The sequence below is a fragment of the Pseudomonas azadiae genome (genome assembly GCF_019145355.1).
Taxonomy (GTDB): domain Bacteria; phylum Pseudomonadota; class Gammaproteobacteria; order Pseudomonadales; family Pseudomonadaceae; genus Aquipseudomonas; species Aquipseudomonas azadiae.
Genome location: NZ_JAHSTY010000002.1, coordinates 1997952 through 2018647, shown reverse-complemented (window position 1 = coordinate 2018647; position 20696 = coordinate 1997952). Strand labels below are relative to the sequence as shown.

General features: G+C 60.6%; 18 protein-coding genes. 12 read left to right on the top strand and 6 right to left on the bottom strand.

All coding sequences use genetic code 11. The annotated features are described in order from the left end of the window. Window positions 1-62: 62 nt before the first annotated feature. The 8 genes from KVG91_RS25475 to KVG91_RS25440 all read left to right on the top strand — a co-directional run bounded on the left by KVG91_RS25475 (window position 63) and on the right by KVG91_RS25440 (window position 8628). Window positions 63-953: an NAD(+) kinase gene (locus KVG91_RS25475; protein ID WP_003217892.1), complete on the top strand. Its 891-nt coding sequence runs from the start codon at window positions 63-65 to the stop codon at window positions 951-953. Next, on the top strand, window positions 950-1924 hold the full coding sequence (locus KVG91_RS25470) for a metallophosphoesterase (RefSeq protein ID WP_169378211.1): 975 nt from the start codon (window positions 950-952) through the stop codon (window positions 1922-1924). Before KVG91_RS25475 ends, KVG91_RS25470 begins: the two co-directional genes overlap by 4 nt. Continuing rightward, window positions 1921-2793, top strand: a complete 873-nt coding sequence (locus tag KVG91_RS25465; protein ID WP_169378206.1) for a rhomboid family intramembrane serine protease — start codon at window positions 1921-1923, stop codon at window positions 2791-2793. Before KVG91_RS25470 ends, KVG91_RS25465 begins: the two co-directional genes overlap by 4 nt. An 11-nt stretch (window positions 2794-2804) precedes the next feature. Then, entirely contained in the window at window positions 2805-3065 is a 261-nt protein-coding gene (locus tag KVG91_RS25460; protein WP_012723870.1) for a YeaC family protein, read from the top strand. Then, entirely contained in the window at window positions 3062-3892 is an 831-nt protein-coding gene (locus tag KVG91_RS25455; protein ID WP_169378205.1) for a DUF2797 domain-containing protein, read from the top strand. The genes KVG91_RS25460 and KVG91_RS25455 overlap by 4 nt, the downstream gene beginning before the upstream one ends. Before the next feature lie 13 nt (window positions 3893-3905). After that, window positions 3906-6563 (top strand): aminopeptidase N, encoded by a 2658-nt coding sequence (gene pepN / locus KVG91_RS25450; RefSeq protein ID WP_169378204.1) that lies wholly within the window; start codon window positions 3906-3908, stop codon window positions 6561-6563. A gap of 296 nt (window positions 6564-6859) precedes the next feature. Then, the gene (gene zapE, locus KVG91_RS25445) at window positions 6860-7963 is read left to right on the top strand and encodes a cell division protein ZapE (protein ID WP_169375735.1); all 1104 of its coding nucleotides are present in this window, start codon (window positions 6860-6862) and stop codon (window positions 7961-7963) included. 173 nt (window positions 7964-8136) lie between these two features. Further along, window positions 8137-8628: a GNAT family N-acetyltransferase gene (locus KVG91_RS25440; RefSeq protein ID WP_169375736.1), complete on the top strand. Its 492-nt coding sequence runs from the start codon at window positions 8137-8139 to the stop codon at window positions 8626-8628. Between the two features lie 95 nt (window positions 8629-8723). Here the strand turns inward: KVG91_RS25440 and KVG91_RS25435 are convergent, their stop codons facing one another. The 4 genes from KVG91_RS25435 to KVG91_RS25420 form a co-directional block, all read right to left on the bottom strand. Beyond that, entirely contained in the window at window positions 8724-8927 is a 204-nt protein-coding gene (locus KVG91_RS25435; protein ID WP_169375737.1) for a hypothetical protein, read from the bottom strand. Between the two features lie 150 nt (window positions 8928-9077). After that, entirely contained in the window at window positions 9078-11303 is a 2226-nt protein-coding gene (locus KVG91_RS25430) for a TonB-dependent siderophore receptor (RefSeq protein WP_169375738.1), read from the bottom strand. Between the two features lie 114 nt (window positions 11304-11417). Next, complete coding sequence (locus KVG91_RS25425; RefSeq protein WP_169375739.1) at window positions 11418-13175, bottom strand: phosphoethanolamine transferase CptA; 1758 nt, start codon at window positions 13173-13175, stop codon at window positions 11418-11420. 161 nt (window positions 13176-13336) lie between these two features. Beyond that, entirely contained in the window at window positions 13337-13501 is a 165-nt protein-coding gene (locus KVG91_RS25420; protein WP_225927084.1) for a DUF6026 family protein, read from the bottom strand. 288 nt (window positions 13502-13789) lie between these two features. Here KVG91_RS25420 and gnd point away from each other — a divergent pair, with 288 nt between their 5' ends. From gnd to KVG91_RS25405, 3 genes are read left to right on the top strand one after another with little or no spacing between them, the layout of a single operon-like run. Continuing rightward, the gene (gene gnd, locus KVG91_RS25415) at window positions 13790-14773 is read left to right on the top strand and encodes a phosphogluconate dehydrogenase (NAD(+)-dependent, decarboxylating) (protein WP_169375740.1); all 984 of its coding nucleotides are present in this window, start codon (window positions 13790-13792) and stop codon (window positions 14771-14773) included. Next, window positions 14770-16293 (top strand): glucose-6-phosphate dehydrogenase, encoded by a 1524-nt coding sequence (gene zwf / locus KVG91_RS25410; protein WP_076952428.1) that lies wholly within the window; start codon window positions 14770-14772, stop codon window positions 16291-16293. The genes gnd and zwf overlap by 4 nt, the downstream gene beginning before the upstream one ends. Beyond that, window positions 16290-17114 (top strand): Cof-type HAD-IIB family hydrolase, encoded by an 825-nt coding sequence (locus tag KVG91_RS25405; RefSeq protein ID WP_076952427.1) that lies wholly within the window; start codon window positions 16290-16292, stop codon window positions 17112-17114. Before zwf ends, KVG91_RS25405 begins: the two co-directional genes overlap by 4 nt. A 64-nt stretch (window positions 17115-17178) precedes the next feature. On the opposite strand, the gene KVG91_RS25400 is transcribed toward KVG91_RS25405, so the two are convergent. Beyond that, window positions 17179-17439, bottom strand: a complete 261-nt coding sequence (locus KVG91_RS25400) for a hypothetical protein (protein ID WP_169375741.1) — start codon at window positions 17437-17439, stop codon at window positions 17179-17181. 342 nt (window positions 17440-17781) lie between these two features. On the opposite strand from KVG91_RS25400, the gene KVG91_RS25395 reads away from it, so the two are divergent. Next, the gene (locus KVG91_RS25395) at window positions 17782-19110 is read left to right on the top strand and encodes a sigma-54 dependent transcriptional regulator (RefSeq protein WP_169375742.1); all 1329 of its coding nucleotides are present in this window, start codon (window positions 17782-17784) and stop codon (window positions 19108-19110) included. 237 nt (window positions 19111-19347) lie between these two features. Here KVG91_RS25395 and KVG91_RS25390 read toward each other — a convergent pair whose 3' ends face one another. After that, entirely contained in the window at window positions 19348-20652 is a 1305-nt protein-coding gene (locus tag KVG91_RS25390) for a hypothetical protein (RefSeq protein ID WP_169375743.1), read from the bottom strand. Window positions 20653-20696: the final 44 nt, after the last annotated feature.

The following is a 20696-nucleotide window of genomic DNA, read 5'->3' as shown; positions in this document are numbered from 1 at the left end:
CCTGACGCGGCCTTTCGCCCATAATCGTTCTTTTTGCCACACCCCAATCCCGCGGGAGCCCCATGGAGCAATTTCGCAATATCGGCATCATCGGTCGCCTGGGCAGTACCCAGGTACTGGACACCGTCCGCCGGCTGAAAAAATTCCTGCTGGAACGCCACCTGCACGTGATCCTCGAAGACACCATCGCTGAAATCCTGCCGGGCCATGGCCTGCAGACCTCGTCGCGCAAGATGCTCGGCGAAGTCTGCGACATGGTCATCGTGGTCGGTGGCGATGGCAGCCTGCTGGGCGCCGCCCGCGCCCTGGCGCGGCACAACGTGCCGGTGCTGGGGATTAACCGCGGCAGCCTGGGGTTCCTGACCGATATCCGCCCCGATGAGCTGGAAGTCGAAGTGGCCAAGGTACTCGACGGCCATTACCTGGTGGAAAATCGCTTCCTGCTGCAGGCCGAAGTGCGCCGCCACGGCGAGGCCATCGGCCAGGGCGACGCCCTGAACGATGTGGTGCTGCACCCCGGCAAGTCGACGCGGATGATCGAATTCGAACTGTATATAGACGGCCAGTTCGTGTGCAGCCAGAAGGCCGACGGCCTGATCGTCGCCACGCCGACCGGCTCCACGGCCTACGCGCTGTCGGCGGGCGGCCCGATCATGCATCCCAAGCTGGATGCCATTGTGATCGTGCCGATGTATCCCCATATGTTGTCCAGCAGGCCCATTGTGGTCGATGGCAATAGCGAGCTGAAGATAGTGGTGTCCAAAGACATGCAGATTTACCCGCAAGTCTCCTGCGACGGGCAGAACCATTTCACCTGTGCGCCCGGTGACACCATCACCGTGAGCAAAAAAGCGCAGAAACTGCGGCTGATCCACCCGCTGGATCACAATTACTACGAAGTGTGCCGCACCAAGCTTGGCTGGGGCAGCCGCTTGGGGGGTGGAGGCGACTGATGCTCGATCCCGCGCGTAGCTACGACCTGATTGGTGACGTGCACGGTTGCGCCCATACCCTCGAGCACTTGCTCGACCTGTTGGGCTACCACAAGCAGGGCGGCACCTGGCGTCATCCGTCACGCATGGCGGTGTTCCTCGGCGATATCATCGACCGTGGCCCGCGTATCCGTGAGGCGCTGCACATCGTCCACGACATGACCGAGGCCGGCCAGGCGCTGTGCATCATGGGCAACCATGAGTTCAATGCGCTGGGCTGGACCACCCAGGCGCCGCCCGGCAGTGGCCGGCAGTTCGTGCGCGAGCACACCCCACGGCATGCGCGCCTGATCCAGGAAACCCTGACCCAGTTCGAGCAGCATCCGGCGGACTGGCGCGACTTCCTGGACTGGTTCTACGACATGCCGCTGTTCGTCGATGCCGGGCGCTTTCGCGTGGTGCATGCCTGTTGGGACCAGGGCGTCATCGAGCCGCTGCGCGCGACCTATCCGGACGGCTGCATCGACCCGCACTTCCTGCAGGCCGCCGCCGTGCCGGGCAGTTTCGCCTGCAACGCGTTCGACCGCCTGCTGCGCGGCACCGACATGCGCCTGCCCGACGGCCTCACGCTGACCGGTGGCGACGGGCTCACGCGTTCGTTCTTCCGCACCAAGTTCTGGGAAGACGACCCGAAAACCTACGGCGACATCGTGTTCCAGCCCGACGCACTGCCGGAACCGGTGGCGCGTACGCCGCTGTCCTCCGTACAAAAGAATTCCCTGCTGCGCTATGGCGTCGACGAGCCCCTGTTGTTCGTCGGGCACTACTGGCGCAGCGGCACGCCGGCGCCGATCCGCCCGAACCTGGCCTGCCTGGACTACAGCGCGGTGCTGTACGGCAAGCTGGTGGCGTATCGCCTGGACCAGGAAACCCAATTGGACCCGCGTAAATTCGTATGGGTCGACGTTGAACGGCCCGAGGTGACTGAATGAGTACCGTGGCCGTATTGCGCTTGCCTTTGAGCGTCGACCTGGGCGGTTTCGTCAAGCTGCTGCAACGCATGCAAGTGCCCCATCGCGTCAGCGAGGAAGCCGGCGAGCAGGTATTGTGGGTGCCGCAAAGCATCAGCGACGACGTGCGCGTGTTGTATCAGCGGTTCCCCGCCGGTGACCCGGACCAGCAGTTGGACATTCCCGATCAGGCGCCGATCCAGCGACCGGGATTCATCCAGCAACTGCGCCATAGTCCAATTACGGCGTTGGTGCTGCTGGCGAGCCTCATCGTCGGCGCGGTGACGTTGCTTGGCGAAAACCTGCAAGCCATGAGCTGGCTGACCTTCCTGCCGTTTCGCATCCTCGGTGAGTACATCCAGTTCACCCCGCTGGCCGAGACACTGGCTTCGGGCCAATGGTGGCGGCTGGTCACGCCGATGCTGATCCACTTCGGCATCCTGCACCTGGCCATGAACGGCATGTGGTACTGGGAGCTGGGCCGCCGCATCGAAGCGCGCCAGGGTGGTATCAACCTGCTCGGCTTGACCCTGTTGTTCAGCCTGGTGTCTAACTACGCTCAATACGCCTTTGGTGGTCCTGGCCTGTTCGGCGGCTTGTCCGGTGTGTTGTATGGCCTGCTCGGGCATTGCTGGATCTTTCAATTATTGTCGCCCAACCCGGCTTATCGCCTGCCTCGCGGGGTGTTGGTGATGATGCTGGTGTGGCTGGTGCTGTGCCTGTCGGGTCTGGTTTCGATGATCGGCTTCGGCGAAATCGCCAACGCAGCCCACGTCGGCGGCCTGGCTATCGGTTGCCTGACCGGGTTGCTGGGCGGGCTCTACAACCGCCGCAAAACGCCTATTTATTAAGGAAGAGCCAAATGTCCTCTTTTGCTGAAATGATCGAAAACATCACGCCGGACATCTACGAGAGCCTCAAGCTCGCCGTGGAAATCGGCAAGTGGTCCGATGGCCGCAAGCTCACCGCCGAGCAGCGCGAACTGTCGTTGCAGGCGATGATCGCCTGGGAACTGCAGAACCTGCCGGAAGAGCAGCGTACCGGCTACATGGGCCCGCAGGAATGCCAGTCGAAATCGACCACCGTGCCGAACATCCTGTTCAAGTCGGATGCGATCCATTGATTGAGATCGGTCGTGGTGCAGTCAGCAAGATGTCGGCGCAACTCGGTGAGCCGACCGTTCAATACGCGTTTCGCCTGGGCGATACCGAGGTGCCGGTCAACCCGTTGATCGGTACCCACGTGCGCCTGGAGTACCTCGGTGCCATTCATTGCAGCCATTGCGGCCGCAAGACCAAGACCAGCTTCAGCCAGGGTTATTGCTACCTGTGCATGACCAAGCTGGCGCAGTGCGACCTGTGCATCATGAGCCCCGAGCGTTGCCATTACGAGGCTGGCACCTGCCGCGATCCAGGCTGGGGCGAGAATTTCTGCATGACCGACCACGTGGTGTACCTGGCGAATTCGTCGGGGATCAAGGTCGGCATTACCCGCGCCACCCAGTTGCCGACGCGCTGGCTCGACCAGGGTGCAAGCCAGGCGCTGCCGATCATGCGCGTGGCGACTCGCCAGCAATCGGGATTCGTTGAAGATGTATTGCGCAGCCAGGTCGCCGACAAGACCAACTGGCGCGCGCTGCTCAAGGGCGATGCGCAACCGGTCGACCTCAAGCACGTGCGTGACGAGCTGTTTGCCTCGTGCGCCGAGGGCCTGCTGAATCTGCAGGAACGCTTCGGCATACAGGCAATCCAAACCATTGCCGACATCGAGCCGATCGAAATCCGCTACCCGGTCGTGCAGTATCCGGCCAAGATCGTCAGCTTCAACCTGGACAAGAACCCGATTGCCGAAGGCACGCTGCTGGGGATCAAGGGCCAATACCTGATCTTTGACACCGGCGTTATCAATATTCGTAAGTACACGGCCTACCAGCTCGCCGTGCATCAGTAGAAGGATGCCACCCATGCGCACCGAACAACCGAAGATGATTTACCTGAAGGACTATCAGGCGCCGGATTACCTGATCGACGAGACGCACCTGACCTTCGAGTTGTTCGAGGACCACAGCCTGGTCCACGCGCAACTGGTGATGCGCCGCAACCCCGAGCGCGGCGCAGGGTTGCCGCCGCTGGTGCTGGACGGCCAGCAGCTTGAGCTGCTGAGCGTGAGCCTCGCCGATCAGGCACTGAGCGCGGACGACTATCAATTGACCGACAGTCATCTGACCGTGCAGCCCAACAGTGCGACGTTTACCCTGGATACCACGGTAAAGATCCACCCGGAAACCAACACCGCCCTGGAAGGCTTGTACAAGTCCGGCAGCATGTTCTGCACCCAGTGCGAGGCCGAAGGCTTCCGCAAGATCACGTACTACCTCGACCGTCCGGACGTGATGAGCATTTTCACCACCACGGTGATCGCCGAACAACACCGTTATCCGATCCTGTTGTCCAACGGTAACCCGATCGCCAGCGGCCCCGGTGAAGACGGCCGCCACTGGGCGACCTGGGAAGACCCATTCAAGAAACCGGCGTACCTGTTCGCCCTGGTGGCCGGTGACCTGTGGTGTGTCGAAGACACCTTCACCACCATGACCGAGCGCACCGTGGCGCTGCGCATTTATGTCGAGCCGGAAAACATCGACAAGTGCCAGCACGCCATGACCAGCCTGAAAAAATCCATGCGCTGGGACGAAGAAACCTACGGCCGCGAGTACGACCTCGACATCTTCATGATCGTCGCGGTCAATGACTTCAACATGGGCGCCATGGAAAACAAGGGCCTGAATATCTTCAACTCCAGCGCCGTGCTGGCCCGCGCCGAAACCGCCACCGATGCCGCGCACCAGCGGGTCGAGGCGATCGTTGCCCACGAATACTTCCACAACTGGTCGGGCAACCGCGTGACCTGCCGCGACTGGTTCCAGTTGTCGCTCAAGGAAGGCTTCACCGTGTTCCGTGATGCCGGTTTTTCCGCCGACATGAACTCGGCCACGGTCAAGCGCATCCAGGACGTGGCTTACCTGCGTACCCACCAGTTCGCTGAAGACGCCGGCCCGATGGCCCACGCGGTGCGCCCGGACAGCTTTATCGAAATCTCCAATTTCTACACCCTGACCGTGTACGAAAAAGGCTCGGAAGTAGTCGGCATGATCCACACCTTGCTCGGTGCCGAAGGCTTCCGCAAGGGCAGCGACCTGTACTTCGAACGCCATGATGGCCAGGCGGTGACTTGCGATGACTTCATCAAGGCCATGGAAGACGCCAACGGCGCCGACCTGACTCAGTTCAAGCGCTGGTACAGCCAGGCCGGTACGCCGCGCCTGACGGTGAGCGAGTCGTTTGACGCAGCGGCGAAAAGCTACAGCCTGACCTTCCGCCAGAGCTGCCCGGAAACCCCCGACAAGGTGGAAAAACTGCCGTTCGTGATCCCGGTGGAACTGGGCTTGCTGGACGCGAAGGGCGAGGGTATCGCCTTGCGCCTGGCCGGTGAAGCGGCGGCTGGCGCCACGTCGCGCGTGATCTCGGTGACCGAGGCCGAGCAGACGTTCACCTTCGTGGATATCGCGGAACAGCCTTTGCCTTCGCTGCTGCGCGGTTTCTCGGCGCCGGTGAAACTGAGCTTTCCGTACAGCCGTGACCAGTTGATGTTCCTGATGCAGCATGACAGCGACGGCTTCAACCGCTGGGATGCCGGCCAGCAGTTGTCGGTGCAAGTGTTGCAGGAGCTGATCGGCCAGCATCAACAAGGCCAGGCTTTGCACATGGATCAGCGCTTGATCGCCGCATTGCGCAGTGTATTGAGCGATGAGACGCTGGACCAGGCGATGGTCGCGGAAATGCTGTCGTTGCCGGGCGAGGCTTATCTCACGGAAATCAGCGAAGTGGCGGATGTCGACGCCATCCATGCCGCGCGTGAATATGCGCGCAAGCAACTGGCCGACAACCTGCATGAAGAGCTGTGGCTGCGTTACCAGGCCAATCGCGAGCTGTCCAAGCAAACGCCGTATGTGGCCGCGGCCGAGCATTTTGCCCGTCGCGCGTTGCAGAACATCGCGCTGTCGTACCTGATGCTCAGCGGTAAGCCTGAAGTACTGGCGGCGACGCTGGACCAGTTCGACACCAGCGACAACATGACCGAGCGCCTGACCGCGCTGGCGGTGCTGGTGAACTCGCCGTTCGAAACCGAGAAGGCCCAGGCGCTGTCCGTGTTTGCCGACAACTTCAAGGACAACCCGCTGGTCATGGACCAATGGTTCAGCGTGCAGGCCGGCAGCCCCTTGCCGGGCGGGCTGGAGCGGGTCAAGGCGTTGATGGAACACCCGGCGTTCACGCTCAAGAACCCGAACAAGGTACGTGCCTTGATTGGCGCGTTTGCCGGGCAGAACCTGATCAATTTCCACGCGGCGGACGGTTCGGGTTATCGCTTCCTGGCGGACCTGGTGATCCAGCTCAATGGCTTCAACCCGCAGATTGCTTCGCGCCAATTGGCGCCGCTGACCCGCTGGCGTAAATACGACAGCGCGCGCCAGGCGCTGATGAAAGCGGAACTGGAGCGCATCCTCGCATCAGGCGAGCTGTCGAGTGATGTATTCGAAGTGGTCAGCAAAAGCCTTGCCTGAGCCGCTTCGCTGAGTTGTTTGGCACCAGAGAGGCAGCGATAGCGGTGGGTCAGGCGAAGCACTTGCCAGCCATGCCGCCGCCTTCGCAGCCTCGCCGGGGCTCGACAGCTCCCACAGTTGAGCGGCGGCGTTGTTGAGAGGGCGCCAGTCGCTACACCGCAAACCCAACCGGCAAAAGCCGATCCCCTGTGGGAGCTGTCGAGCTTTAACGAGGCTGCGAAAGCGGTGGGTCAGACGATGGCCATTTGAGGCCTTTTTTACGCCAGCAGCTTTCTTCGTAGGTCATACTGGCCGGCATGACTATCGACTCGCCCCTCGCGGCCTACCAATACGCCATCGCCCAACAGGGTTTCGTTGCCGACGACGCCCAGCGCAGGGCGGTGGACGCCTTGCAAGATTGCCACGCGGCCCTGCATCAAGGCCGCGCGCCGATTTGTGGCGTCTACTTGTGGGGCCCGGTTGGCCGTGGCAAGACCTGGCTGATGGATCAGTTCTATCAAAGTCTGCGAATGCCAGCGCGGCGCCAGCATTTTCATCACTTCATGGGCTGGGTGCATCAACGTCTGTTCCAGCTGACCGGCACCCAGGACCCGTTGCAGGCCTTGGCCAAGGAACTGGGCCAGGCGGTGCGCGTGTTGTGCTTCGACGAGCTGTTCGTCAATGACATTGGTGACGCGATCATTCTTGGCCGCTTGTTCCAAGTGATGTTCGAGGAGGGCGTGGTGATGGTCTGCACGTCCAACCAGCCGCCCGGCCAGTTGTATGCCGATGGTTTCAACCGCGATCGGTTCTTGCCAGGCATTGCGGCGATAACGCAGCACATGCAGGTGGTGGCAGTGGATGGCGCCGAGGATCATCGCCTGCACCCTGGCGCAAGTCTGCAGCGTTACTGGGTGAACGAGCCCAGTGCGCTGGCCAGCGTGTTCAAGCCGTTGGTCGAAGGGCAGGCCGTCAGCAGCGGACCGATCATCGTCGGCCATCGTTCTATCCTCGCGGTCCAGTCCGGTGAAACCGTGCTTTGGTGCCGTTACGCCGATTTGTGCGAACAACCGCTGGCGGCGATGGACTTCATGCTGCTGTGCGATCGTTTCAAGGCCATTCTGCTGGGCGAAGTCCCCAATCTCAGCGCTAAACAGCGCCCGGGCCGAATAGCCCGGGGCACCGAAGATGGCGCCCGGCGTGTGGAGGCCGGTGACCGCGAATTGCCGCAACTGTCGGTGCACGACGATGGCGTGCGTCGGTTCATCGCACTGGTGGACGAGTGCTACGACCGCAGGGTGCCTTTGTATATCGAGGCTCGGGTACCCCTCGAACAGCTCTATACCGAGGGTTACCTGGCGTTTCCCTTCCGTCGTACCTTGAGCCGTTTGCAGGAAATGCAGTTGCAGCGTTTTGGCTAAAACAGGTACGAAAAAACGCCTGCGGCGCGGTGTCCAGGCCTTTTTAGCGGCACGGATTTCGCGGTTTCAGGCGCGCATTTGTAGTTAATCTCCTTCATCGGATGGTGGCTGCGCGTTTACAATCGTGACCCTCAAAGGGAGCGATTCCCTTGCTGCCGTTATCGAGGAAGGAAATGGACACCCCTGACATCCTGGTGCTGCAAGCCAGCTACACCAACGCCGTGCATGCCGAAGCCATCGCCCTGGTACTCAACCATTACGCCGAACACCCTATGGGCGGCGGGCACAGCCTGGACCCCGACCTGCTGCAACAACTGCCGGCCGAATTGGCCAAGCGTGCACATGCGTTCAGCGTATTGGCGTTTGTGAATGGCGAGCCCGCCGGGTTGGTGAATTGTTTTGAAGGCTTCTCGACGTTCGCCTGCCGCCCATTGGTCAATGTGCACGACGTGGCGGTCATGGACGCGTTTCGTGGCTTGGGCTTGAGTCAGAAGATGCTGCAGAAGGTCGAGGAAATCGCCCGTCAACGCGGCTGCTGCAAAATCACTCTGGAAGTGCTCGAGGGCAACGAAGTAGCGAAGTCGGCGTACCGCAAGTTCGGGTTTGATGGCGCTCAGTTTGATCCGGCGTATGGAAAGATGCTGTTCTGGAGTAAGCCACTCTAAAGTCGCTATTTAACGCCCAATAAAAAAGGCGCCAATACATGGCGCCAAGTTAGCCTTTGCCAACGGAGCGGAATGACAAAGGGTATTACGGTCAATCAACTTTTCGGATGCTGGGTGTCATCGGAGTTTACATGCTTGACATCGCTGGAGGCCGTTTGCTCGGCTTTTTCCTGAGCCTGTTCCTGAATGAAGTTGAAGTTGGCGTAGAACTGCTTCGAACGCTCGGAACCCCCTTCAGCGAAGGCTGCGGCAGAGGTCAGGGTCATCAGGCCAGCCAGTATCAAAGTTGAAAGTTTCATTGTCGGTATTCCCATAAAGTGTGAGTGGGTCTGTTCGGTTGGATCAGACTCGTGGGGCCGATTATGTGCAGGCTCGATTAAGCGAAGCTTAACTGCGCAACCTCCAACCTTAACGATTTCGTTAAGGTTGAAGTTCATGTACAAGCGTATTTAAAGTTTCCAGTCCAATGCGAGCGTTACAGTGCGCGGGTCGCCCCAATAGACACCGTTATAGAAGCCGACACGTTCGTAATATTTTTTATCAAATAGGTTGTTGACGTTGATTGACGCCGAAACGTGCTCGTCGAACTGGTAGCGGGACATCAGGTTGACCACGGTGTAGGCCTGCTGGGTGATTTTCGCCCGCTCGGTGACCAGCCTGTTGCCAACGCGCTGCCCCGTCGGCCTGTTACCGAACTCATGGATATCGCTCTGCCAATTGACGGCGCCACCTACGGTCAGGTTGCGCCATGCGCCCGGCAGCCGATAGGCGCTGGACACCTTCAGCAGGTTCAGCGGTTGCCCGGTGTTGTTGCGTTTGTCCGAGCCATTGAGCGAGTGGGTGTAGGTGTAGCCTGCGCTCAGGTTCCAGTCCGGCATCACTTCGCCGGCCACCTCCAGTTCGAAGCCATTGACCTTGTTCCCTTTACCGCCGGACTTGTAGTACTCCTCGCCTGTGGTCGGGTTGGGCGGCACCGAGTCATCCCGTTCGGCAACGTTGTCCTGTTTGCTCCAGAAATAGGCCGCCGCCACGTTCAAGCGTTCGTTGAGCAGGCTGCCCTTGAGGCCCACTTCATAGTTGCTGCCCACCACGGGCTCCAGGTATTTCTTGTTGACGTCCTTGACACTCTGGGGCTTGAAGATGTCGGTGTAGCTGGCATACACGGTGTAGTGCGGGGTGATGTCATAGAGCAGGCCGGCATAGGGCGTCCACATGTCATTGTGGGTCTGGCGGGCCTTGTTGGCCCTGAGCAATTGGTCGTTGTCATCATAGGTGGGCGCGGCGCTTTCGAGTTCCCAGCTGCCATAACGGCTGCCCAGTACCGCGTGCAGGCGGTCGGTGAGGCTCAGGCGCGTTGCCAGGTAGCCGGCTTTCTGTTGCTTGCTGCTGTGCTCGCCCTTGAGGTCGGTGACGGTGTCGGGGAACTTGCCGATCCCGCTCATGTATTTCCAGTCTTCAATGTTGTAGTAGCTGTTAGGAATGCTGTTGCGCATCACCGGAGAAACGTCGCGTTGCGCGGCCTCGCCGTAACCCATCATCAGTGCATGTTCGCGGCCGAGCAGGGCGTAGGTGCCGGACAGGTTGAGGTCCACCGCCTCCATTCTGGAAGTGCCGCGCATGTGGCTTGCCCAGGCGGTCATGCCGCTGCGGTCGTCATTGGGGAAACCCGCACCGCCGTAGTACACCTTGCCGTCCGTGTCGCTCTGGCGGTGGGTGTAGGCCGCCTTCAAGTGCCAGTCGCCGCTCAATCGATGGTCGAGGGTGGCGAAGGTGGTCTTGTCCGTGAGCGGCCAGGAACTCCAGTGTGCCGCCATATTGGTGGAACGTGAGAGGCCGGCCTTGCCACCTTGGCTGTTCCAGTAAGGCACGGTGCCCCAGGAGGTGCCTTGTACTTGCTTGTTCTGGTAATCGAAGCCTACGGCCAACACGGTATCGTCAGACAGATCGCCCTCAAGGATGCCGTAGCCGACCGCTCGCTGCAGTCCGTAGTTGTCACGCCAGGACTGGCTGTCGCGGTACGCCAGCACCGTCCGCCCGCGCAGCCTGCCTTCGAATGCCAGCGGGCCGCCCACGTCCACATAGCTGTAATAGGTGTCGTAGCTGCCGGCCTTTACCCCGGTTTGCGCCTGCCACTGGGCGGTAGGGCGCTTGCGCACCATGTTGACCGTGGCGGAGGGGTCGCCGGCACCGGTGGTCAAGCCCGTGGCGCCGCGGACCACTTCGATGCGGTCATAGATGATGGTGTCGGCGTCGGACTTCATGAAGCCGAATGTATTGAGCATTCCGTCAACCTGGAAGTTGGCGATGCTGTAGCCACGTGATGAATAGGACACGCGGTCGGAGTCATTGTGCTGGACGTTGACCCCTGTAGTCTGGCGCAACACCTCGGTGAGGGTATTGAGATTGAAATCATCCATCTGCTGGCGAGTGGTCACCGAGATCGATTGTGGGGTGTCCTTAACGGACAGGTTGAGGCGGGTGGCGGTGCTCATCGAACCGGTGGTGTAGGCCCCGGTATGCTCGGTGGTGGCTCCCAAGTCATCGGCGCTGATGCGCGTGGCGCCCAGCTCGAGGGGTTTGCGCTCGGGGTCGGTTTCGGCCAGCAGCTCTGGGCTTAATACCAGGCTGAAGAGGCCGAGGGTGAAGGTCATGGAACGAGTGAAAGGCGCGAACATCGCGGGTGGCTCCTTGTCGTCTTTGCGGCCTGTCCGGTCGGCACAGGCCTTGGTTCAAAGACGAAAGGAGGAGGGGAACTTTAGGTTTAAACGAGAATGATTGTTATCTTTGTGTTACGGCGCCGGTTTTTCCTGGAGCACCACGTCTGTCGCGCTCACCTTTTTCGGCTTGATCAGGCTGAAATCGATCAAGGCTTTTTGCTGGCGCAGGTAGGGGTTGCCGATCATCTGCGGGCGCGGCGTGAAGCTGTCGCTGACCAGGCTTTTGGTGCGGTCCAGCTCATTGAAGCTCAGCCCGGCCAAGTCGGCCCAGGTGTGAATCAACTGCGAGCTGCTGTAAGGCCGCTGCAAGTCACCGGCAAAGCTCCAGTCGTGGCTTTCACGCCATTTCGGCGAGGCATAGGCCATGAACGGAATGGTGTACATCGGGGCGGTCGGTTTGCTTTCGTTACGCCCCAGGGTGTCGTGGCCGGTTGAGTCGAAGACGTCTTCGCCATGGTCCGACAAGTACAGCAGGAAGCCGTTGGGGTCGGTCTTGGCGTAGTCCTTGATCAGGCTCGACACTACAAAATCGTTGTACAGCACGGCATTGTCGTAGCTGTTGTAGGTGGGCAGTTGAGCGTCGCTCACGCCCGCCGGCACGCCCTGGCGGTCGGTGAATTTGTCGAAGGTCGGCGGATAGCGATACTGGTAGCTCATGTGGGTGCCCAGCAAATGCACCACGATGAACTTGCGCTCGGCCGGATCGGCCAAGGCCTTGGAAAACGGCGCCAGCACGTCGCCGTCGTATTGACGGGCGTTCTGGTTGCGGTTGTTGTTCAGGTACACCTGCTCGTCGGCCTGTTCGGAAAACGTCGTGAGCATGGTGTTGCGCTTGGTCATGGTCTGCTGGTTGGTGATCCAGTAGGTCTTGTAGCCGGCCTGTTTCATCACACTGACAATCGAAGGCGTCTTGAGGTACAGGTCGGGGTTTTCTTCGTCGGCGAAGGTCAGCACCTGTTGCAGCGCTTCGATGGTGTAGGGGCGCGGGGTGATGACATTGTCGAACACCGCCAATTGATCGCGCAGCTTGTCCAGCTCCGGCGTGGTGTTGCGCGGGTACCCGTAGAGGCTCATACGCTGGCGGTTGGTGGACTCGCCGATCACCAGCACCAGGGTCGACGGCTGGCCAGCCATGCTGTCCTTGAGGTTGGTCAGCGGCGGGATCTGGCTGGCGCTGTCGAGCATGCCCTGCATGTTGTCCAGCTGTTCGGTGTAGCGACGGTAGGCAACGATCATCTGCCACGGCACGGCGGGCTCGATGCGCGATTCAAAGCGGTCGATGGCGTCGTCCAGGGTGTCGCTGCGGGCGATCTGCTTGACCAGCGGGTAGCCGATGACGCCTACCAGAATCGCCGTCGCCGCCAGCATTGCCTGGCCACGCGGCAGGTACACCGGGCGCACGCGGGTCCAGAGGAAAACAGCCACGGCGGTGTGGGCAATGAACGCCAGCACGATCCACCAGGCGAAATACTGGGTAGCGTATTCGCCGGCTTCAGAGATGTTCGACTCGAACATGATGAAGATGACGCTCTGCGAGAATTCCTGCTGGTAGATGAAGAAATAACCCAGGCTGGCCATGGAGCAGGCCCACAAGACCACGCCGATCAAGGCGGCGAGCAAGCGCGTACGGCGGGGAAAGACCAGCAGCGGCGCCAGCCAGATCGCACTCATGAAGAACGCTTGGCGGAAACCGCTGAAGCCGGATGTGCCGCTGAGCTGGATCAGTAGCTGGGTAATACCCGAGAAGTACCAGAAAAACAGGAATAGCCAGCCGAGACCGGCCCAGTCAAAGCTTTTCGCAGACTTCGTGCTGCGTTCGAACATCGCCATCCAGCGCTCCAACCCGGTAATTTTTCAGTTGGCGCGCAGGGCTGCGCGCAACAGAGGCCACCCTTGCATGGGGTGGCCCTTGGGGGCGGGAGTATCGGGAATGGCGTGTGAAAACTTTGTGAGATTTTTGTAGGGTTTATCTTACAAAGCGATGACGAGGTTCAGCAGAGCGCGGGTTGCACACCGGTGGAGTGGTCAAGCTGGGCCTGGATGATATGAGCGCGCAGGCGCAGGACTTCCTGCTGCAGCTGTTCGCGCTCGTCTTTCAACTGGCGCAGCTCATCGCGTCGGATAGAGACATAGAGCGTCTGTGGAGGACGGGACATCTGGTGTGCAGTGCTCATTGCTTACCTCGCAAATAGCCGGTGTGTCGCGGGTGTGCCAGAACGCTTGAGTCGAGGTTCTCGGCATCAGTCAGGGCAATTCTGAATTCTTTTCGCGGGCAATGGAACTTTTTTATTTTTGATGGTCGTGTGACTTTTTGTTGCGTGATGCTGAAACGATGGCATTTTTTTACCATGAAACTAGATGGATCCGCTCTGGACTAACCCTCATTAGCCTCATTGCGCTATAAACTATGTCACACATTTTTTAGAAGTTAGGAGCATCAGCACATGCAACTGGGGATTATCGGACTAGGCCGCATGGGCGGGAATATTGCACGGCGCCTGATGCTCAATGGGCATACCACCGTTGTTTACGACCGTAACGAAGCTTTCGTCAAAGGCCTGAGCGAAGAGGGCGCCACTGGCGTTGCCGACCTCAAGGGCCTGGTGGCCGGGCTGCAGAAACCGCGCACCGTCTGGGTCATGTTGCCCGCAGGCGCGCCGACCGAAGACACCATCAACGAATTGAGCACGCTGCTGGAAGACGGTGATGCCATCATCGACGGCGGCAACACCAACTATAAGGATGACGTTCGCCGGGCCAAGGCCCTGGCTGAAAAAGGCCTGCATTATGTCGACGTCGGCACCTCCGGCGGCGTCTGGGGCCTGGAACGTGGCTACTGCATGATGATCGGCGGCGACGCCCAGACCGTGCAGCGCCTTGACCCTATCTTTGCCAGCCTGGCGCCGGGCCTGGGTAACATCCCGCGCACCAGGGACCGTTCCGCCAGCGCCGACCCGCGCGCCGAACAGGGTTACATCCACGCCGGCCCTGCCGGTTCCGGGCATTTCGTCAAGATGATCCACAACGGCATCGAGTACGGGATGATGCAGGCGTTTGCCGAAGGTTTTGACATCCTCAAGACCAAGAACTCGGTCAACCTGCCCGAAGACCAGCGTTTCGACCTGAACGTTGCCGATATCGCCGAAGTCTGGCGCCGTGGCAGCGTGGTTTCGTCCTGGCTGCTGGACCTGACCGCCGACGCCCTGGCCACCGACCCGAAACTCGACGGTTACTCTGGTTCCGTGGCCGACAGTGGCGAAGGCCGCTGGACCATCGAAGCGGCCATGGAGCAAGCCGTGCCGGTGCCGGTATTGTCCACCTCGCTGTTTGCGCGCTTCCGCTCGCGCCAGCAGAGCACTTACGGTGACAAGATGCTCTCCGCCATGCGCTTCGGCTTTGGTGGCCACGTGGAGACTTCCAAAAAATGACCGCCAACGGCAAGAAACTCAAGGCCGAACCCGCACCGCCCACCACCTTGTTTCTGTTCGGCGCCCACGGTGACCTGGTCAAGCGCCTGCTGATGCCGGCGTTGTACAACCTGAGCCGCGACGGGCTGCTGGGCGATGGCTTGCGCATTGTCGGCGTTGATCACAACGCCATCAGCGACGCCGACTTCGCCAAGAAACTCGAAGATTTCATTCGTACCGAGGCCGCGAGCAAGGTCAAGGGCAATGCCGATAACGCGCTCGATCCGGCGTTGTGGGCGCAGTTGGCCAAGGGCATCAGCTACGTCGAGGGTGACTTCCTCGACGACAGCACCTACGCCGACATCGGCAGGAAAATCGCCGACAGCGGCACCGGCAACGCGGTGTTCTACCTGGCCACCGCGCCGCGCTTCTTCAGTGACGTGGTGCAGCGCCTGGGCAGTGCCGGTTTGCTGACCGAGACCGACGACAGTTTCCGTCGCGTGGTCATCGAAAAGCCCTTCGGCTCCGACCTGGCCACCGCCGAGGCGCTGAACGCCTGCCTGCTCAAAGTGATGAGCGAAAAGCAGATCTATCGCATCGACCATTACCTGGGCAAGGAAACGGTGCAGAACATTCTGATCAGCCGTTTCTCCAACGTGCTGTTCGAAGCGTTCTGGAACAACCATTACATTGATCACGTGCAAATCACCGCCGCCGAAACCGTCGGCGTGGAGACCCGTGGCAATTTCTTCGAGAAGACCGGCACCCTGCGCGACATGGTGCCCAACCACCTGTTTCAGTTGCTGGCCATGGTCGCCATGGAACCGCCCGCAGCCTTTGGTGCCGACGCCGTGCGCGGTGAAAAAGCCAAGGTGATCGGCGCGGTACGCCCCTGGTCCCTGGAAGATGCGCGGGCCAACTCGGTACGCGGGCAGTACACCGCCGGTGAAATCGCCGGCAAACCATTGCCCGGTTATCGCGAAGAGGCCAACGTCGCGCCTGACAGCAGCACCGAGACCTTCGTCGCCCTCAAGGTGATGATCGACAACTGGCGCTGGGTCGGCGTGCCGTTCTACCTGCGCACGGGCAAGCGCATGAGCGTGCGCGACACCGAAATCGTGATCTGCTTCAAGCCCGCGCCCTATGCGCAGTTTCGCGACACCGAGGTGGATGAGCTCAAGCCCACCTACCTGAAGATCCAGATCCAGCCCAATGAAGGCATGTGGTTCGACCTGCTGGCGAAAAAGCCCGGGCCGACCCTGGACATGGCCAATATCCAGTTGGGCTTCGCCTACAAGGACTTCTTCGAAATGCAACCGTCGACCGGGTATGAAACCCTGATCTACGACTGCATGACCGGCGACCAGACCCTGTTCCAGCGCGCCGACAACATCGAGAACGGCTGGCGCGCGGTGCAGCCCTTCCTCGATGCCTGGAAGGAAGACGACGGAATCCAGGCCTACAAGGCGGGTGAAGATGGTCCGGCCGCGTCCGATGCATTGCTGGCCCGCGACGGCCGTACCTGGCACAGACTCGGATGAGTGACGCAGCGATTCATCCCATCCGTTTTATCCTCAGCGATGTGGACGGCACCTTGCTGCATCCGGATCACAGCCTCAGCCAGCGCACCGCCGATGCGGTGCGTGCATTGCGTGAGGCCGGGGTGTTTTTCAGCCTGGCCAGCGGGCGCCCGCCGAAGGCGATGCTGCACCTGGTGGAAACCTTCGGCATCGACGTGCCGGTGGCGGGTTTTAACGGCGGTACGTTGATCAACCCGGATGGCAGCATCCTGGTCGCCCACCATTTGCCGGCGGAGGCAGCGTTGGTGACTTTGGCGTTGTTCTCAGCGCAGCCGGAGGTGGAAGTGTGGGTATTTGCCGATGGCGACTGGCTGCGCCGCGACCCGCCAGGGCCGATGGAACCGCGCGAGGCCCACGGCCTGGGCTACGGGCCGGTGGTGGTGGAGAGTTTCGAGCCGTACCTGGACCGGGTCGACAAGATAGTCGCTGCCAGCAATAACACGCAGTTGCTGGTGGAGCTGGAAGCGCAATTGCACCCCAAGGTGCAGGGGCTGGCCCAGGTGTCACGTTCGCAGCCGGTGTACCTGGACGTGACCGCGATGCTGGCCAACAAGGGCGAGGCCTTGAAGACGCTCGCGGCGCACCTGGGTGTGCCTATCGAGCAGACCGCGGCGATCGGCGATGGCGGCAATGACCCGGCGATGTTTCACGTGGCCGGTTTGTCGATTGCCATGGGCCAGGCCGAAGAAACCGTCAAGCGCCAGGCCAACGTAGTCACCGGGAGTAATATCGAGGACGGCGCGGCTGAGGCCATCGAGCGGTTTATTCTGGCGGCTCAATAAGCGTCCTATGTTCTAACACGTAACTTGCGCTCATTTAACCCATGGGCGCAAGTTACGCTGCTCATTACTTCGGCATTGCCCAGGACTGCAACTGGTAGCCATCTTTATCGAGCTCGGCGCGGGCTTGCAACAGCAAGTTTTCCAACTGCGCCGGATCGGTGTAGGCACTCGACGACAATTGTTTGCTGCCGATACGCGTATTGGTGCGATCGATGACGCTCAGGCTCAGGGCGCCGTTGCCATCGTGCCAGGCCACGCACTGAAAGGGTTGGAAAGCACGGTCTGCGATCAAAAGAGCTTCGTTGATGCGGAGCGGGGCGTTCATGTGGGTTCTCTCTCATTGCCCATTCAAGTGAGTGCCGGCGGTTGGGCTGACCGTGCGGCGGGTTACTTGTACTGATGCACGATGGCGGGGTGCGGGTCACATGCTAGAGCAACTATTTTCAACTTTTACTGATTGACGTCATGTAAGCGACTGTTTTGAAAGCTGAATGAAAGTTCGGCTGCGCACTAACTTTTTTGCTCAAGGCGTACGGAAGTGGCTTTTTGCCCGGACTTATCGCGAAACGATACAAGGCGCGCGTCAAGATCTTGCTAGGGTTAGCAGCAGACGTCGCAAACTGTTGTTTATCAATAAATTTAACAATTTTGACGCCAAGGAACAGTCATGGGTGGACCCCCCGTTCAACGCCGTTTGCTAGTGGTCGATCCGTGTGATGACTGCCACGCGCTGCTACCCGGTTTGCGCACGGCGGGGTGGGAGGTCGATAGCTGCACATTGGCGGCGGTGGGTGACCGGTCCTGTGATGTCGGCCTGTTGCGCCTGCAGCCTTATCACCTGGAGCGCCCGGAGGCGGTCAAGGAACTGATCGGGCGCAGCGGCACCACCGAATGGATCGCCGTGCTCAGCCAGGACGTGCTGCGCCTGCAAAACGTCGGCGATTTTGTGTGCGAATGGTTTTTCGACTTCCATACCTTGCCCTTTGACGTGGCCCGCGTGCAGGTCACCCTGGGCCGCGCTTTTGGCATGGCGCGCCTGCGGGGCAGGGGCCATGCACCGGTGGATGAGCCCGAGCATGAACTGCTGGGCGACAGCCGGCCCATTCGCGAACTGCGCAAACTGCTGTCCAAATTGGCGCCCACCGAATCCCCGGTGTTGATCCGTGGCGACAGCGGGACCGGCAAGGAGCTGGTGGCCAAGACGTTGCACCGCCAATCCCAGCGCCACGCCAAACCCTTTGTGGCGATCAATTGCGGTGCGATCCCGGAGCATCTGATCCAATCCGAATTGTTCGGCCATGAAAAAGGTGCTTTTACAGGCGCCCATCAGCGCAAGGTCGGACGCATCGAAGCGGCCAACGGCGGCACCTTGTTTCTCGATGAAATCGGCGACCTGCCGATGGAACTGCAAGCCAATCTTTTGCGCTTTCTCCAGGAAAAACACATCGAGCGGGTTGGCGGCAGTCAGCCGATTGCGGTAGATGTGCGGGTACTGGCCGCCACCCACGTGGATCTGGAAGCGGCAGTGGAAAAGGGTACGTTTCGCGAAGACTTGTACTACCGCCTCAATGTGCTGCAAGTGGTCACCGCCCCCCTGCGCGAACGCCATGGCGACGTCGCGATGTTGGCCAACCACTTTTCGCGCTTCTACAGCCAGGAAACCGGCCGCCGCCCGCGCAGCTTCAGCGATGATGCCCTGGTCGCCATGGGTCAGCACGCCTGGCCTGGGAACGTGCGCGAACTGGCCAACCGCGTACGCCGTGGCCTGGTACTCGCCGAAGGGCGGCAGATCGAGGCGGCCGACCTGGGATTGCACTGCCAACCGGCACTGTCGGCGCCGATGGCGACACTGGAAGACTACAAGCACCGCGCCGAACGCCAGGCGCTGTGCGATGTGCTCAACCGGCACAGCGATAACCTGAGCGTCGCGGCCCGCGTGCTGGGGATTTCCCGGCCCACGTTCTACCGGTTGCTGCACAAACACCAGATCCGCTAGGGCGGGTAAACCGAAAAGCCCCACAACGACCCTGATCGTTGTGGGGCTTTTCCTTCCCGCGCGTGGACGATCAATTGTAGTGAGCGGGCTTGCCCCGCGCTGGGCGGCGAAGCCGCCCCAAAACCAGTCGCCTCAATTTCCCCTGACACACCGCGGTGTTTCGATTGGGGCGGCTTCGCCACCCAGCGCGGGGCGAGCCCGCTCACTACAGGGGAGAGGTGTCGCGTCCTGAGGTCGCTAGAAGTAATACGGAAACTTCAAACTGAACGTAAAGTCCGGCGCATCGTCCGTCATGCCGATCGCCAGGTTCGGCACGATCGTCAGGTTATCCGACGCCGCAATCGTCATCCCCACGTTGAAATAACCCGCATTGGCATCGCTGGACACCACCGACTGCCAGTCGCCGCCGTTCGGCTTGAGCTTGCTCTTGCGCTGTATCAGGTCGGACACCGAGAACGACATACTCATCTTCTCGTTCAGCGCGAAGGCCACCCCCATTCCCAGCTGGAAACTGTCGCCGAGGCTGACCTTGCCACCGACCTTCTGGTTCTGTTCGCTGCTGATATCGTCGAACGACTCTTCGAAGTTATGGGTATAGGACAGCGAGCCGAACAGCACGGCCGGGTCGAAGGTCTTGACCAGCGAGATACCCGGTGTGATCGACCAGACCCCGTTGCCCGTCGGCAGGTTTTCCGGCACGTACAGGTTGTCGTTGGCGGTTGAGCGTACCAGCTTGATGCCGAACGGTTCCTTGCCCGTTGGCGCCTTGACGCGCAACGACACCACCGCGTCCGGCAGGGTCGGGGTTTCATCGAGGAACTTGTAGGCCACGCCGAAGTTGACGTCGCCGATGGTCGGGTCGCGGGTCACCGATTCTTCCGAGGTGGCGTTGCCATTGTTGCCCGCGCCGCCGGACTGGTAAGTCGATTCGCGATACACCACCGGCACGTTTACGTCGAACTGCCAACGGTTGTCCAGGTTGTAGCGCCCGGTCATATCGACGGTCCAGTTATCCGCCTTGATCCGGTCCAGGTTGATATTGCCCAGAAAGATCGAGTCCAGCGCCAGGAAACCGTTAAGTGTCAGTTGGCGCGCATCATAGCGAGCGTAAGTGACGCCGGTTTCAAAGCTGAACTTGCCATTGCCGAAAAAGCCGCTGGCCTCGTTGTACAAGTTACTCACACTTTGCGCCGGCGCCGAGTCGTCCTTGAGCGACTGTCCGTACGAGCTGCCACCGCCGCCCGCACCGCCGGAAGCCGCCGCCGCGCCGGTACCGGCGACGGTGGTGCCGCTGGCCTTCTGAAAATCCGCCGGGGATTTGGCCAGGCGCTTGGGGGGCGCCGCCTGCGGCTGATCCTCGACCTGGCGCACGCGTTGTTCCAGTACCGCCAAGGCTTTTTGCTGCACTTCGTAGCGCTGTTTGAGTTCCAGGAGTTCCTGTTTGAGCGTTTCGATATCGGTGTCTGGCGCGGCATACAACACGGATGCGGGCAAGAGCGTACTTAAACAGATTACCGCGCGTAGCGATAACGATCGATGCATGAAATAAGCCGTCCTTTTTCCAATGCGTAAGTGTCGAGGGTCAG

What these genes read in the sequence shown, in the direction of transcription:
- KVG91_RS25420 (WP_225927084.1), bottom strand. Translation starts at nt 13,501, where the DNA reads ATGTCCCGTCCTCCACAGACGCTCTATGTCTCTATCCGACGCGATGAG.
- KVG91_RS25400 (WP_169375741.1), bottom strand. Translation starts at nt 17,439, where the DNA reads ATGAACGCCCCGCTCCGCATCAACGAAGCTCTTTTGATCGCAGACCGT.
- gnd (WP_169375740.1), top strand. Translation starts at nt 13,790, where the DNA reads ATGCAACTGGGGATTATCGGACTAGGCCGCATGGGCGGGAATATTGCA.
- KVG91_RS25430 (WP_169375738.1), bottom strand. Translation starts at nt 11,303, where the DNA reads ATGTTCGCGCCTTTCACTCGTTCCATGACCTTCACCCTCGGCCTCTTC.
- KVG91_RS25405 (WP_076952427.1), top strand. Translation starts at nt 16,290, where the DNA reads ATGAGTGACGCAGCGATTCATCCCATCCGTTTTATCCTCAGCGATGTG.
- KVG91_RS25440 (WP_169375736.1), top strand. Translation starts at nt 8,137, where the DNA reads ATGGACACCCCTGACATCCTGGTGCTGCAAGCCAGCTACACCAACGCC.
- KVG91_RS25475 (WP_003217892.1), top strand. Translation starts at nt 63, where the DNA reads ATGGAGCAATTTCGCAATATCGGCATCATCGGTCGCCTGGGCAGTACC.
- KVG91_RS25465 (WP_169378206.1), top strand. Translation starts at nt 1,921, where the DNA reads ATGAGTACCGTGGCCGTATTGCGCTTGCCTTTGAGCGTCGACCTGGGC.
- zapE (WP_169375735.1), top strand. Translation starts at nt 6,860, where the DNA reads ATGACTATCGACTCGCCCCTCGCGGCCTACCAATACGCCATCGCCCAA.
- KVG91_RS25435 (WP_169375737.1), bottom strand. Translation starts at nt 8,927, where the DNA reads ATGAAACTTTCAACTTTGATACTGGCTGGCCTGATGACCCTGACCTCT.
- KVG91_RS25390 (WP_169375743.1), bottom strand. Translation starts at nt 20,652, where the DNA reads ATGCATCGATCGTTATCGCTACGCGCGGTAATCTGTTTAAGTACGCTC.
- zwf (WP_076952428.1), top strand. Translation starts at nt 14,770, where the DNA reads ATGACCGCCAACGGCAAGAAACTCAAGGCCGAACCCGCACCGCCCACC.
- pepN (WP_169378204.1), top strand. Translation starts at nt 3,906, where the DNA reads ATGCGCACCGAACAACCGAAGATGATTTACCTGAAGGACTATCAGGCG.
- KVG91_RS25395 (WP_169375742.1), top strand. Translation starts at nt 17,782, where the DNA reads ATGGGTGGACCCCCCGTTCAACGCCGTTTGCTAGTGGTCGATCCGTGT.
- KVG91_RS25460 (WP_012723870.1), top strand. Translation starts at nt 2,805, where the DNA reads ATGTCCTCTTTTGCTGAAATGATCGAAAACATCACGCCGGACATCTAC.
- KVG91_RS25425 (WP_169375739.1), bottom strand. Translation starts at nt 13,175, where the DNA reads ATGGCGATGTTCGAACGCAGCACGAAGTCTGCGAAAAGCTTTGACTGG.